Origin of the sequence: Pseudomonas sp. WS 5146 (genome assembly GCF_012985495.1) — a bacterium.
Classification (GTDB): domain Bacteria; phylum Pseudomonadota; class Gammaproteobacteria; order Pseudomonadales; family Pseudomonadaceae; genus Aquipseudomonas; species Aquipseudomonas edaphica.
This window is the reverse complement of record NZ_JAAQWL010000014.1, coordinates 52,012-65,207: the sequence shown is the minus strand read 5'-3', so window position 1 is coordinate 65,207 and position 13,196 is coordinate 52,012. Positions and strand designations below refer to the sequence as shown.

17 protein-coding genes are annotated in these 13,196 nt (G+C 59.7%); 7 read left to right on the top strand and 10 right to left on the bottom strand.

All coding sequences use genetic code 11. The features are described from left to right. Positions 1 to 61 precede the first annotated feature (61 nt). Both HBO41_RS27050 and HBO41_RS27045 read left to right on the top strand, forming a co-directional pair. Positions 62 to 544, top strand: coding sequence for a glutathione peroxidase (locus HBO41_RS27050; RefSeq protein WP_017137939.1), 483 nt, complete (start codon positions 62 to 64; stop codon positions 542 to 544). Positions 545 to 709: 165 nt separating this feature from the next. Continuing rightward, entirely contained in the window at positions 710 to 1,813 is a 1,104-nt protein-coding gene (locus HBO41_RS27045) for an NADH:flavin oxidoreductase (protein ID WP_017137938.1), read from the top strand. Between the two features lie 107 nt (positions 1,814 to 1,920). Here HBO41_RS27045 and HBO41_RS27040 read toward each other — a convergent pair whose 3' ends face one another. Next, a complete protein-coding gene (locus tag HBO41_RS27040) occupies positions 1,921 to 3,099 on the bottom strand; it encodes a glycosyltransferase family 1 protein (RefSeq protein WP_099549440.1) in 1,179 nt (392 codons plus the stop codon). A 54-nt stretch (positions 3,100 to 3,153) separates the two neighbouring features. Further along, positions 3,154 to 3,918, bottom strand: coding sequence for a sulfate transporter CysZ (gene cysZ, locus HBO41_RS27035; protein WP_169988445.1), 765 nt, complete (start codon positions 3,916 to 3,918; stop codon positions 3,154 to 3,156). A 292-nt stretch (positions 3,919 to 4,210) separates the two neighbouring features. Here cysZ and trxB point away from each other — a divergent pair, with 292 nt between their 5' ends. Next, positions 4,211 to 5,173, top strand: a complete 963-nt coding sequence (gene trxB, locus HBO41_RS27030) for a thioredoxin-disulfide reductase (protein WP_017137935.1) — start codon at positions 4,211 to 4,213, stop codon at positions 5,171 to 5,173. Positions 5,174 to 5,361: 188 nt separating this feature from the next. On the opposite strand, the gene HBO41_RS27025 is transcribed toward trxB, so the two are convergent. The 6 genes from HBO41_RS27025 to HBO41_RS27000 are packed head-to-tail and all read right to left on the bottom strand — an operon-like array spanning position 5,362 to position 8,286. Then, positions 5,362 to 5,700 (bottom strand): HopJ type III effector protein, encoded by a 339-nt coding sequence (locus HBO41_RS27025; protein WP_169988443.1) that lies wholly within the window; start codon positions 5,698 to 5,700, stop codon positions 5,362 to 5,364. Beyond that, the gene (locus HBO41_RS27020) at positions 5,693 to 5,989 is read right to left on the bottom strand and encodes a DUF1244 domain-containing protein (RefSeq protein WP_017135092.1); all 297 of its coding nucleotides are present in this window, start codon (positions 5,987 to 5,989) and stop codon (positions 5,693 to 5,695) included. The genes HBO41_RS27025 and HBO41_RS27020 overlap by 8 nt, the downstream gene beginning before the upstream one ends. Before the next feature lie 16 nt (positions 5,990 to 6,005). Continuing rightward, a complete protein-coding gene (gene folX / locus HBO41_RS27015; RefSeq protein WP_017135091.1) occupies positions 6,006 to 6,377 on the bottom strand; it encodes a dihydroneopterin triphosphate 2'-epimerase in 372 nt (123 codons plus the stop codon). A gap of 2 nt (positions 6,378 to 6,379) precedes the next feature. Further along, on the bottom strand, positions 6,380 to 6,940 hold the full coding sequence (gene folE, locus HBO41_RS27010) for a GTP cyclohydrolase I FolE (protein WP_017135090.1): 561 nt from the start codon (positions 6,938 to 6,940) through the stop codon (positions 6,380 to 6,382). 20 nt (positions 6,941 to 6,960) lie between these two features. Further along, positions 6,961 to 7,671, bottom strand: a complete 711-nt coding sequence (folM, locus tag HBO41_RS27005; RefSeq protein ID WP_099549443.1) for a dihydromonapterin reductase — start codon at positions 7,669 to 7,671, stop codon at positions 6,961 to 6,963. Positions 7,672 to 7,728: 57 nt separating this feature from the next. Beyond that, a complete protein-coding gene (locus HBO41_RS27000; protein WP_138452468.1) occupies positions 7,729 to 8,286 on the bottom strand; it encodes an antibiotic biosynthesis monooxygenase in 558 nt (185 codons plus the stop codon). Between the two features lie 211 nt (positions 8,287 to 8,497). Here HBO41_RS27000 and HBO41_RS26995 point away from each other — a divergent pair, with 211 nt between their 5' ends. Then, positions 8,498 to 9,457, top strand: a complete 960-nt coding sequence (locus HBO41_RS26995; RefSeq protein WP_169988441.1) for a MerR family transcriptional regulator — start codon at positions 8,498 to 8,500, stop codon at positions 9,455 to 9,457. Positions 9,458 to 9,459: 2 nt separating this feature from the next. Here HBO41_RS26995 and HBO41_RS26990 read toward each other — a convergent pair whose 3' ends face one another. Next, on the bottom strand, positions 9,460 to 10,065 hold the full coding sequence (locus tag HBO41_RS26990; protein ID WP_017135086.1) for a hypothetical protein: 606 nt from the start codon (positions 10,063 to 10,065) through the stop codon (positions 9,460 to 9,462). 58 nt (positions 10,066 to 10,123) lie between these two features. After that, on the bottom strand, positions 10,124 to 10,591 hold the full coding sequence (locus HBO41_RS26985) for a PAS domain-containing protein (RefSeq protein ID WP_017135085.1): 468 nt from the start codon (positions 10,589 to 10,591) through the stop codon (positions 10,124 to 10,126). Between the two features lie 129 nt (positions 10,592 to 10,720). Here HBO41_RS26985 and HBO41_RS26980 point away from each other — a divergent pair, with 129 nt between their 5' ends. From HBO41_RS26980 to HBO41_RS26970, 3 genes are all read left to right on the top strand, one after another. Next, the gene (locus HBO41_RS26980) at positions 10,721 to 11,176 is read left to right on the top strand and encodes a flavodoxin (protein ID WP_099549446.1); all 456 of its coding nucleotides are present in this window, start codon (positions 10,721 to 10,723) and stop codon (positions 11,174 to 11,176) included. Between the two features lie 276 nt (positions 11,177 to 11,452). Then, positions 11,453 to 12,235, top strand: coding sequence for a class II aldolase/adducin family protein (locus HBO41_RS26975; protein WP_169988439.1), 783 nt, complete (start codon positions 11,453 to 11,455; stop codon positions 12,233 to 12,235). Further along, positions 12,235 to 13,137 (top strand): alpha/beta fold hydrolase, encoded by a 903-nt coding sequence (locus HBO41_RS26970; RefSeq protein ID WP_169988437.1) that lies wholly within the window; start codon positions 12,235 to 12,237, stop codon positions 13,135 to 13,137. Before HBO41_RS26975 ends, HBO41_RS26970 begins: the two co-directional genes overlap by 1 nt. Positions 13,138 to 13,196: the final 59 nt, after the last annotated feature.

The window sequence follows — 13,196 nt, the reverse complement described above, 5'->3', positions numbered from 1 at the left end:
CTTGTGGTCTGTAATCTCGAACAGCCGCAACGCGAAGAACATGGGATATCTGGAGTTCGTCATGAGTGCTTTCCACGACCTGAAACTCAAAGCTTTGGACGGACAAGAGCTGCCGCTGGCGCCTTTCAAGGGGCAAGTGGTGCTGGTGGTCAACGTGGCCTCCAAATGTGGTTTGACCCCGCAATACGCCGCCCTGGAAAACCTTTACCAGCAGTATAAGGGCCAGGGATTTACCGTACTCGGCCTGCCGTGCAACCAGTTTGCAGGCCAGGAACCGGGCTCCGAGGAAGAAATCCAGGCGTTCTGCAGCCTGAACTACGGCGTGACCTTTCCGTTGGGCAGCAAGCTTGACGTCAATGGTCACGATCGCCATCAGCTGTATCGCTTGTTGGCGGGCGAGGGCGCTGAGTTTCCTGGGGATATCACCTGGAATTTCGAGAAGTTCCTGCTCGGCAAGGATGGGCGAGTACTGGCGCGATTCTCGCCGCGCACGGCGCCGGATGATCCGACGATCGTACAGGCCATCGAAAAAGCCCTGAGCTGAATCGTTCCTGCACTGTGGCGAGGGAGCTTGCTCCCGCTGGGCTGCGCAGCAGCCCTAAACCCTCATCACTTTTACCCCTTAATCACCCAGATCAATAGTGCTACCCAGCACGTTGCGCGGCCCATATTATCCACATCATAAATCCCTCTTATGTGGAGTGCTCCCATGCCCGTCCAGGCTTTGTTCAAACCTTTCCAGCTCGGTGCACTGCAACTGTCCACCCGTGTGGTCATGGCGCCCATGACCCGTTCGTTCTCGCCGGGTGGCGTACCCAATTCCAAGGTCATTGAGTACTACCGCCGCCGCGCCGCTGCGGGCGTGGGCCTGATCATCACCGAAGGCACGGTGGTCGGCCATCAGGCCTCCAATGGCTACCCGAACGTCCCGCACTTTTACGGTGAGGCCGCGTTGGCCGGCTGGAAGAAGGTGGTGGACGCGGTACACGCCGAAGGCGGCAAGATCGTCCCGCAGCTGTGGCACGTGGGCAGCGTGCGCCGTATCGGCACCGAGCCTGACGCCAGCGTGCCGGCCTACGGCCCGATGGAGAAACTCAAGGACGGCAACGTCGTCGTCCATGGCATGACCCAACAAGACATCAAGGACGTGATCAACGCCTTCGCCCAGGCCGCCAAGGATGCCCAGCGCATCGGCATGGATGGCGTGGAGATCCACGGCGCCCACGGCTATCTGGTCGATCAGTTCTTCTGGGAGGGCAGCAACCAGCGCACTGACGAATACGGCGGCAGCCTGGCCAACCGTTCGCGTTTTGCCATTGAATTGATCCAGGCCACCCGCGCCGCCGTCGGCCCGGACTTCCCGATCATCTTGCGCTTCTCTCAATGGAAGCAGCAGGACTACACCGCACGCCTGGTGCAAACCCCCGAGGCGCTGGGTGAGTTTCTTAAGCCGTTATCCGACGCCGGTGTGGACATTTTCCACTGCTCCACGCGTCGGTTCTGGGAACCGGAATTCGAAGGCTCCGACCTCAACCTGGCCGGCTGGACCCGCCAGCTCACCGGCAAGCCGACCATCACTGTCGGTAGTGTGGGTCTGGACGGCGAGTTCCTGCAGTTCATGGTCAACACCGACAAGGTCGCCCAACCGGCCAGCCTGGAAAAGCTGCTGGAACGTCTGAACAACGATGAGTTTGATCTGGTCGCGGTGGGCCGTGCCCTGCTGGTGGACCCGGATTGGGCCGTGAAGGTGCGCGAAGGTCGTGAGGGCGACATTCTGCCGTTCAGTCGTGAGGCGTTAACCAGCCTGGTGTAGCGTCTGCTCCGACGCCATCGCGGGCAAGCCCGGCTCCCACAGGAAAATGCGTTCCAATGTGGGAGCCGGGCTTGCCCGCGATAGCGATCTAACGGCCAACACAGGCATCAGATCAACCGCGACTGCCCTGCAATCACTGTCCGCTCGCCGCACACCCCGCGCAATTGGCGCTCAAACTGTTCGATAATCGCCGGCCAGCCCTGGCGGCTCGCATGCTGACGAGCATTCAAGCGCATGCGGCGCAAACTCTCCGCATCTTCCAGCAGCCAATTGGCAGCGTCACAAAACGCGCCCTCATCCCCTGGCATCGCCAGCACGCCATTGTAGCCATGGCGAATATGCTGGGTGGCGGCCGCCTGGTCGTAAGCCACCACACCCAGGCCGGAGGCCATGGCTTCCAGCACCACATTGCCGAAAGTTTCGGTCAGGCTGGGGAACAGGAACACATCGCCGGACGCGTAATGCCGTGCCAGTTCTTCGCCGCGCAAGGTGCCGCAGAACACTGCCTCGGGCAGTTCCTTTTCCAGCGTCGCCCGTTGCGGGCCGTCGCCGACGATGATCAGTTTCATCTGGCGCAGTGGGTAGGTGTCCTGCAAGGTTTCAAAGCAGCGCTTGAGCAGCCCCAGGTTTTTTTCCTGTGCCAGTCGGCCTACATGCAGTACGGCGATTTGATCGTTATTCAGCGCCCAGCTTTCACGCAACGCGTTATCGCGTTTGGCGGGGTGGAACAACTGGCTGTCGACGCCGCGTGACAACATGCCCAGGCGCTCGAAGTGGCGACGTTCCAACTCCAGGCGCTGGCTCGCGCTGGGCACCAGGGTCAGGGTCGAGCGGTTGTGAAACCAGCGCAAGTAATGGGTCACCATGCGGCTGAGCAGGCTCAAGCCATATTGATTGGAGTACTGCTGGAAGTTGGTGTGAAACCCGCTGACCACGCTGATCCCCAGGCGCCGCGCCGCACGTAGTGCCGACAGCCCCAGCGGCCCCTCAGTGGCGATGTACAGCACGTCCGGGCGCTGGCGTGTCCAGCGCCGCAGCAACTTGTGCATCGACGACTGGCCCCATTGCAGCCCCGGGTACCCCGGCAGTGGCCAGCCGCGACACAGCAGCAATCCATCGTCGCTAGGCCGGCTTTGATCGGTGCCCTGGCGGGGGCGCACCAACTCGACCTGATGGCCGCGCGCGCGCAAACCCTCGCACAGGCGGCCAAGGGTATTGGCCACCCCATTGATCTCCGGCGGGAAGGTTTCGGTAATCAGGGTGATGTGGAGCGAGGCTGTCGTCATGACCCACAGTGTCACCGTGGGCCATGTCGTCATTGTGACTCTAGGATGATGGATTTATGACTTGGCTATCGCCTGCCGTGCCATCGCCTCGGCCCCTTGCTCACGCACCCAGAACAGCGTAGCCCCGGCCACGGCCGCCGGCATCATCAGCAGGTTGACCACCGGCACCAGCAGCACCAGATAAACAATGCCGCCAAAGCTCATGCTCTGCCAACGCTTCTGACGCAGCCAGGCGAGCATTTCGTTCCAGCCCAGCTTGTGGTTGTCCGCCGGGTAGTCGATGTACTGGATCGCCATCATCCACACACCGAACAGCAGCCACAGCGGCGCGGCGATCAGGTTGACCACCGGAATGAACGACAGGATAAACAGGCCGATGGCCCGTGGCAGGAAGTAACCCAGTTTGCGCATTTCCCGCGCCAGGGTGCGCGGGACCATGGCCATCAACTCGCCCCAGCTGAAGGCGGGGAAGTCGTCTGTGCCGCGCACCACTACCTCGACTTTCTCCGAGAGAAAACCGTTGAATGGCGCGGCGATGATATTGGCGAGTATGGTGAAGGTGAAAAACACCATCAACACCACCAGCACCACAAACAAGGGCCACAGGATGTAGCTGAGGAAACTCAGCCAGCCAGGCAGCGTCGGCATCAAAGTGTCGACCCACAGGCTGAACTGATGGCCGGCGAAATAGATCAAGCCGACGAACAGCACCAGGTTGATCGCCAACGGCAGCAGCACAAACAGGCGCAGGCCAGGGCTCAACACCAGTTTGAGGCCTTCACGCAGGTATTGCGGGCCAGAAAGAGCAGGGGCAGGCATGGAGAACTCCGAGCAAGAAGACGAACGCGCCGACCTTACCGGCTTTGCTTCTTCGGCGAAAGCGGCGACATCAGCGGTAACATCTAGGCAACCAGGGTGTCGATTAATCGCGGCGACTGCATAGAGACCACCTATGAGCTGGATTGTTATTCCGTATTTCCTTAATCTTGCCCCCCTCTATACGCTGCACCCATTATTTTCAGGGCCTGCGAGTTCAAGCCTTCCCCAAGTGCTTCGCGGTCCTTTTTTATTCCAGCTGCCTTGTGGTCCGGGCGGTCGATAGGAGTGAGTCATGTCTGATACCCGTCATTCGCGAGTGATTATTCTCGGTTCCGGCCCTGCCGGTTACAGCGCTGCCGTCTACGCTGCCCGGGCCAACCTCAAGCCGCTGCTGATTACCGGCATGCAGGCAGGCGGTCAGTTGACCACCACCACGGAAGTCGACAACTGGCCGGGCGACGTCCACGGCCTGACCGGCCCGGTGCTGATGGAGCGTATGAAAGAGCACGCCGAGCGCTTTGAAACCGAGATCGTGTTCGACCACATCAACCAAGTCGACTTCTCGAAAAAGCCTTACAGCCTGACCGGCGACAGCGGTGTCTATACCTGTGACGCGCTGATCATCGCTACCGGCGCCAGCGCCCGTTACCTGGGCCTGCCATCGGAAGAAGCGTTCATGGGCAAAGGCGTCTCCGCCTGCGCGACCTGCGACGGTTTCTTCTACCGCAACAAGCCGGTCGCTGTGGTCGGTGGCGGCAACACCGCCGTGGAAGAAGCGCTGTACCTGGCCAACATTGCCAGCACCGTGACCCTGGTTCACCGCCGCGAGACCTTCCGCGCCGAGAAGATCCTGATCGACAAACTGCACGCCCGTGTGGCTGAAGGCAAGATCATCCTCAAGCTCAACGCCACCCTGGATGAAGTTCTGGGCGACAACATGGGCGTGACCGGTGCTCGCCTGAAAAACAACGACGGCAGCTTCGACGAGCTGAAAGTCGACGGCGTGTTCATCGCCATCGGCCACACCCCGAACACCTCGCTGTTCGAAGGCGTGCTCGAAGCCAAAGATGGCTACCTGGTTGTGCAAGGCGGCCGTGAAGGCAACGCCACTGCGACCAACATCGAAGGCATCTTTGCCGCCGGTGACGTGGCTGACCACGTGTACCGCCAGGCCATCACCTCGGCCGGCGCCGGTTGCATGGCGGCCTTGGACGCAGAGCGTTACCTCGACGGTTTGAAGGACGCTGCGTTCTAAACCCGTTGAAATGAAAAAACCGGCTGAGAGGCCGGTTTTTTTATGCGCACGATTCAAGCCGCACCACAGTGCTGATGTGCCAACCCGATTCAATGTGGGAGCTGGCTTGCCTGCGATGGCGGTGTGTCAGTCAACACCGCCATCGCAGGCAAGCCAGCTCCCACCTTAAACCGGGGTGGCAGATTAAATCAGCGGCGGGTCAGGGGTGGTGCGGTGAACTTCACGCCGGCCAAGCCATGCACAATCAACGCGCGGATATTGCCGTGATCACTGCCCTCTGGCGTTGCCACCACCGAACGGTAATGCTCACCAAACGCCATCAGCGCTTCCTGGTCGCTCAAGCCTTCCAGCAGCGCCAAGCCCAAGGTCTTGCATGAACCTTCGTTCTGACCAGCAGCATTTTCTACGCCGCCATTGGTAAAAGCCTGCGGCTGGTAGTCGTAACCGGCAGCTACAAAAGCCAGGGTGTCGGCAAAAACATGTTCGCCGCTGTTGAGGCTGGCGCGCAGGGTGTTCAGATCAGTCATGGGGTTTTCCTTTGGCGAACGCCGCCTGTTGGTCGGCGCTGGCTTCTTGCTGGTATTGGGCTTTCCACTCGGCATACGGCATGCCGTACACCACTTCGCGGGCATCATCGAGGCTCAGCTCGATGTGGCGCTCGTCGGCCTCGGCCTTGTACCACTTGGATAAGCAGTTGCGGCAAAAGCCCGAGAGGTTCATCAGGTCGATGTTCTGCACATCCTTGCGGCTGTCCAGGTGGGCCACCAACCGGCGGAAGGCGGCGGCTTCGAGTTCGAGGCGTTGTTGATCGTTCATAAGGCTCACTTAACTATCAGCGGCTGGCTGCGAGGGTTATCGACACCGACTCGGCAAAGCGCAGCGCATGGGGCTTGTCCACTTCGACTTCGGCGTACAGCACGGACTCATTGCTCATCACCAGGTCCAGCAACTCTTGCGTCAGGCGTTCGAGCAGCGCAAAGCGATTGCCTTCGACGTGGGCAATAATCGCCTTGGTGATGGTGCGGTAATTCAGCGCGTGGTCGATGTCATTGTCGCGCACGGCTTCCTGGGCGGCATACAGGATAGTCAGGTTGATCAGCACGTCCTGCTTGTTGTTGATCTCATCTTCATTGATGCCAATAAAGGTGCGCAGGCACAGGTCCTTGACCCGGATGCGCGCCATGCCTGGTTGAAGTTGTGGCATTGCTACTTGCTCCGTCCGATCAGTTGCAGGAACTCCATACGCGTGGTGTTCGACTCGCGGAACGCGCCGAGCATCACTGAGGTGTTCATGGTTGAATTCTGTTTTTCCACGCCGCGCATCATCATGCACATGTGCTTGGCTTCAATTACCACCGCCACGCCTGCGGCTTGGGTGACCTGCTGGATAGCGTCGGCGATCTGCCGCGTGAGGTTTTCCTGGATCTGCAGGCGCCGCGCGTACATGTCGACAATGCGCGCCAGCTTCGACAGGCCCAGCACCTTGCCGGTCGGTATATAGGCCACATGGGCCTTGCCGATAAAGGGCAGCAAATGGTGCTCGCACAGCGAATACAACTCGATGTCCTTGAGGATCACCATCTCGTCGTTATCGGAGGCGAACAATGCGCCGTTGACGATGGTTTCCAGGTCCTGCTCATAGCCATGACACAGGTACTGCATGGCCTTGGCGGCGCGCTTGGGGGTGTCGAGCAAGCCTTCGCGCTCCGGGTCTTCGCCCAGGCCTTTGAGGATCTCGCGGTAGTGTTGGGGCAGGGACAAGGTCATACAACATCCTCACAAACGGCTTACTTGATATGCCGCCCGCCGTTGACGGTCAGGGTGGTTCCGGTGACATACGGGTTGTCCAGCAGGTAACGCACACTCTGGTAGATCACCGCAGGCCCAGGCTCGATGCCCAGCGCTGACTTGGCCAGCACCTTGGCGCGGTACGCCGCATCATCGCCTGCGTTGAACATCACCATCGCCGGCGCGATGCCGTTGACCTTGATCAGCGGCGCAAACTGCGCAGCGAACGAAAGTGTAAGGCTGTCGAGACCGGCTTTTGTGGCGCAGTAGGCGATGTGCTGGCGGCTGCCCTTGCGCACCACGTCATCGCTGATGTGCACGATATCGGCGGGTGTCGAGCGTTGCAGCAAAGGTGAACAATGCAGGTTGATCAGATACGGCGCAAGCATGTGCACGCTGAACATGTCGGTAAAGGCGCGGCTTTCGTCGCCAGGTGTTTCGGCAACCCACGCCGACGCGTTGTGGATGATCGCACGCAGGCTGTCGGTATGGGTTTTCAGTTCGGCGATAAAGGCCAGAATCCCGGCCTCAGTGGAGAAGTCGGCAAACACGCCGAGCGCGCCACGCGCGCGCAAGGCCTCAACGCCTGGGCGTTCGCTGCGGTAGCTGAAAATCACCGCGTGGCCTTCGTCGAGCAGGCGCTCGGCACAATAAAGGCCGACACGCTGGCCGGCACCGGTGATCAGGATCGGGGCGTTGGTTACCGTCATGGGAGGCTCGAGTCGCTGGCAGGTTGAAACTATATCAGCGACCGGCCACGCCTGTACTCAAGCAGCGGCTTGGGTAGCCTTGGGCGTTGGTGTTGGATGCAACCAGCTCGCGAGCAGATGGGTCGATAGAGGAATAAATAAGTAAACCATCAGCGGCGTGAGTGCCAGGGTACTGACCAGCACACGCGGGAACATGTCCAACTCGCTGAGCAGCGGCCCCAGGCCGAAGTTGAACAGCAGCGACACCGGGAAAAATGCCAGCCAGATCGCCACCGCCTGTTTCCAGCGCGGTGGTCGTGCACCCACGGCACCGAACCAGCCATCGATGCCACTGACGCGATGCTCGGACGGGTCGGCAAACAGTTCGCTGCCACGGCTTAGCCAGGCGCTGCGCGAGGCGGAGAACTCCCAGGCATGCAGGGTTTTTTCATCGGCGAAGCGGAAGATGATCTGAAACTCATCATCATTGGGCGGCGGCGCAAGCACGCCGGAACCCAGGTAGCCGGGGAAGTCAGTGGCCAATTGCTCGCCTTCGCGCAGCCAGGCCATCAATTCTTCATAGCGCCCTTTGGCCACGCGGCGCGCAACCATCAAGGTGACGGGAGAGGTAGACATTGTGTATCTCCAAGTAATCAGGTGCGCCAAGCCGGGTAGGTGGCGCACTAAGGTGGCGGTCGGGTAAGACCATCACCAAAAAGCATGCAAGGATTATTCCTGTTTTGAAGAAATACGCCAGCGGCAGTGGTCCGAAAAGTAACGGCCTTGAAAAGGACAGGTAGAAAGGCGTTAAATGGGACCCCAAATAACGTTGGCTTTTTGGCTCAAAATGCCCGTGATTAATGTGCCCATTGATAGCATTTCGCAACTGGATTCAACCGTCTCAGATGAGCTGTTTCCGATCCGTGAAGTGTCAAGACTGACAGGTGTGAACCCGGTCACACTGCGAGCCTGGGAGCGGCGGTATGGCCTGATCCAGCCAACGCGCACCGAAAGCGGGCATCGGCTCTACTCCAGCGCCGATATTGTGACCGTCAATCGTATTCTCGACTGGATTGAACGCGGCGTGGCCGTGAGCAAGGTCGGTAAGATCCTCGCCCGTGACGATCAGCAGGCTGAGACCATTCGTGCCGAGGGCGATAAGGTCGACGAGAGTGAGTGGTCACAGTGGCGACTGCGGTTGCTGCTGGCAGTCAAAGCCTTTGACGATCGCCAATTGGAAAGCCTGTACGGTCAGGTTTTCGCGACTTACCCGCTGAACGTTGCGTTCCAGGACATCCTGATGCCCCTCTGGAGCGATCTGATGCGCCACCAGGGGCATTTTGGCCAGGCCAGTGAATGGCTTTTTTACGACACCTTCCTGCGCATGCGTACCTTTGAGCGCTTGCAGCTTGCCAGTGCCCCACTCGCGCCGCGGGTGTTGCTGGCGGCCATGCCTGGCGAATGCCGTAAATTGGAACTGCTGGTAGCGGCGCTGATGCTCAGTCACGAAGACACGCCGGTGAAAGTGCTGGGCATGGGCCAGCCCTTTGATGAACTGACATTGGTGTGTGAAAAGATCCGGCCCAAGGCGCTGGTGATTTTCTCCAACCATTGGCATAACCATGATCTGGCAGCGCGCCTGAACCGTCTGGCGTTGACCCTGGATTGCCCACTGTTCCTGGCCGGTGCCGCTGCGGACCTGGCCGAGGGTGATCTGGCCGGTTCGTCTATCGGCTGCCTGGGCAGCGAAGGGCGCCAGATGCAGAGCCGTTTGCAGCAGTTTCTTGCAGGCCAGTTGGATAGTTGATTTCAGGCGTGTACGTGCGGATGGACCAACCGGTGCTGATGCAGGATGAACTGGCGTAACCGTTCGATCTCATTCGCGTCACTCTGGCTCAGGCGATAAGCGAACAGACCCCGCGCGGTTTCCCGTTCCAGCGTGCCGCGCAAGGCAATACGCTCGTAACCGGACGGGCTGAACCACAGGGAAAAGGTTTTCGGCGGTTTGACCCGTCCGCGAATTTCCACCAGTACGCCCTTGAATGACACCTCATGCACCCATAGCGCGGCAGGGTTGCCCCTGACGTTTTCCATCGCCACGGGGGCTTCAAGCGCCAGGCGCCATGGACGGATCATCGGCCCATCTTCAAAAATGCTCGGCACGCCCAAGCGCAGATGCACCGCATGAAACTCGTCTTCCACCAAATGCAGCGGGAAGGTCAGTTGCTGGTTGTCGAACTGTGCCTGGATGGTGACGTGGTCGTGAGCGGCCAGGCGCGTGAGCAAATCGCGAATCTGCGCACCGCCATTAACGGTCAGGCTCGACCAGGCATCCCGCAGGTTGAGTTGCGGGTTGTGCTGCATGTCCTGGATAAAATCCAGCTCGTCCTGCGTCAATAGCGCGTCGCGTTGCATTGATGTAGCTCAAGGGTGAGGCATTAAAAAGCCATTATCGCTCTAAAGACCGCATTTTTTACACTTTGTTAATTCCGCTCGTCGCCTTGAGTGCCGCCAGCTCATCTTTAAGCTCGGCCACTTGGGCTTCCAACTGAGCGATGCGTTGCTGCGCTTTCACCTGAACCGTAACGTCTTTTTGCACACCGACAAAATACGTTTGCTTGTCGGCCTTGTTGTAAACCGTGGAAAGCGACAGCTCATTCCAGAAGTGCGTGCCGTCCTTGCGGTAATTGCGCAGTATCTCCCGGCAGGCGCCACCGCTGTCGAGGGCTTCACGAATGGCCATCAGCGCCGGTTGGTCACGGTCACCCGCCTGCAGGAAGCGGCAATCCTGATACAGGATGTCGTCCAGGGTGTAACCGGTCAAACGCTCGAACGCCGGGTTCACGTAGATCAGCGGCTTGTCCTGGCCTTCACGTTCGGCGACGACGATACCGTCGTTAGAAGCGTTGATCACCAGTTGCATCAGGTTGGCGTTGATCATTGAGCAATCCATCGCATGTTTTTAAAGCCTGAATTCTATGGCAACTTTTGAATGTTGCACGGTGTGCACTGAAATATTTGTGTCAGCTGCTAATATCCCACGCTTTCGCTCAACTACAGGATCAGATTGATGAAAGTCGCCATCCTTTCCGGCTCGGTCTACGGCACAGCTGAAGAAGTCGCCCGCCACGCCGCCGGTATCCTCAACGCCGCCGGTTTTGAAGCCTGGCACAACCCACGCGCCACCTTGGCCGACGTGCAAGCCTTTGCCCCCGAGGCATTCCTGGCGGTCACATCGACCACCGGCATGGGTGAACTTCCCGACAACCTGCAACCGCTGTATTCGACCATTCGTGACCAACTGCCAGCCGCCTGGCGCGACCTGCCCGGTGCGGTGATCGGCCTGGGCGACGCCAGCTATGGCGACACGTTCTGCGGTGGCGGCGAGCAAATGCGCGAACTGTTCGCCGAACTGGGCGTACGCGAAGTGCTGCCGATGCTGCGCCTGGACGCCAGCGAAAGCGTGACCCCGGAAGCCGACGCCGAGCCTTGGCTGGCCGAATTGGTCACGGCACTGCGCGCTTGACCGGGAATTCACGCAGCAAGGCCCGCCACGCCAGATAAAGGCAATGCCCCAGCGCAAGCTGATGCCGGTGTTCTGGCTCGTGCTGACGGGCTTGCTCAACCTGTTCGCCGTGCCTTTATTGACGGCACTTCTCTGACACCGTTTGTACTATTCTCATGACTGACTCGCTCAGTCATCAAGCTGGCTGCCAAGGCAACTCCTTGCGTCACCGCGCCTGACTAGACTGGCTCCTCATCCAGAAAAATAATAAGAACGCGAACCAAGGAGGTTGTTGCCGTGAGCCTAGCCCCTGTTCTATCGCCACAGAATGTCAAAGACCAGGTCAGCGCTGCCGAATGGCAGACCCGCGTCGACCTCGCGGCCTGCTATCGCCTGGTGGCGCTGCATGGCTGGGACGACCTGATCTTCACGCATATTTCCGCCAAGGTGCCGGGCACCGACGATTTCCTGATCAACCCTTATGGCTTGATGTTTCATGAGATAACGGCGTCGAGCCTGGTCAAGGTTGATCAGGCCGGCAACAAGCTGATGGACAGCCCTTACGAGATCAACCCCGCCGGCTACACCATCCACAGTGCCATCCATGAAGTGCGCCACGACGTGGTCTGTGTGCTGCACACCCACACCGCCGCGGGCGTTGCGGTGTCGGCGCAGAAGCAGGGCGTGCTGCCGATCAGCCAGCAATCCACCTTCGTCTTGTCCAGTCTGGCCTATCACGCCTATGAAGGCGTGGCGCTCAACCGTGAAGAAAAAGCCCGCTTACAGGCGGACCTGAGCGACAACAATTTCCTCATGCTGCACAACCACGGTCTGTTGACCTGCGCTGGTTCGATCGCCGACACGTTTTTAATGATGTTCACCTTTCAACGCGCCTGCGACATCCAGGTGCTGGCGCAAAACGGCGGCGCCGAATTAATTGCCATTGAGCCGCAGATTCTGGCGGGTGCCAAGGCGATGGTGGCGGTTGTCACAAAGAGCGCGCAAGGTATGGGGGGTGCACTGGCGTGGCCGGCGCTGTTGCGTAAATTGGACCTGCAAGATCCCGGGTATAAAAGCTGATGCCGCTCGCCGAGATACCGCTCAGAGCCTGGCGCAAACGTGGCCAGGAATTTCTCTTTCGTGGCCACATGATCCGTTACTGGGTGGCGGGGCAGGGCGAGCCGTTGCTATTGATTCATGGCTTTCCCACCGCCAGTTGGGACTGGCACTACCTGTGGCAGCCCCTGGCCCAGCGTAACTTGGTGATCGCCTGCGACATGCTTGGGTTTGGCGATTCGGCCAAGCCGCTGAACCACGATTATTGCCTGCTGGAGCAGGCGGACCTGCAACAGGCGCTGCTCGAACACCTGCGTGTGGAGCGGCCGGTGCATGTGTTGGCCCATGACTATGGCGACAGCGTGGCCCAGGAATTACTGGCGCGCCATTACGACGGCCGCTTCCTGATGGCCAGCTGCGTGTTCCTCAATGGTGGGCTGTTTCCCGAGACCCATCGCCCGGCATTGGTGCAGAAACTCTTGCTCAGCCCACTCGGCTGGATGATCGGCCGTGCCTTTGGGCGCAACGCTTTGTCGAACAGTTTCAGCCAGATTTTCGGCCCGAACACGCGGCCCAGTGAAAGTGCACTGGATGACTTCTGGAGCTTGATCAACTGCAATGACGGCCCGCGTATCCTGCATAAGTTGATTGCCTACATTCCCCAGCGCCGCCGTCTGCGTGAACGCTGGGTGGCGGTGATGCAACGCAATGAAGTGCCGCTGCGGGTAATCGACGGCGAAGTCGATCCCATTTCCGGTGCGCATATGGTGGAGCGTTATCGCCAGTTGGTGCCCAATGCCGACTCGGTATTACTGACCAATATCGGCCACTACCCGCAGATCGAAGCGCCGGTGCTGGTGCTCAAGCATTATTTGGCGTTTCGCGAACGTATCGGTCAGCCGGCGCCGCGAGTGGCCTACTCCTGAGGCCAATCCCGGGCTGCTGCGCAGCCCAGCGGGAGCAAGCTCCCTCGCCACAACAGCCG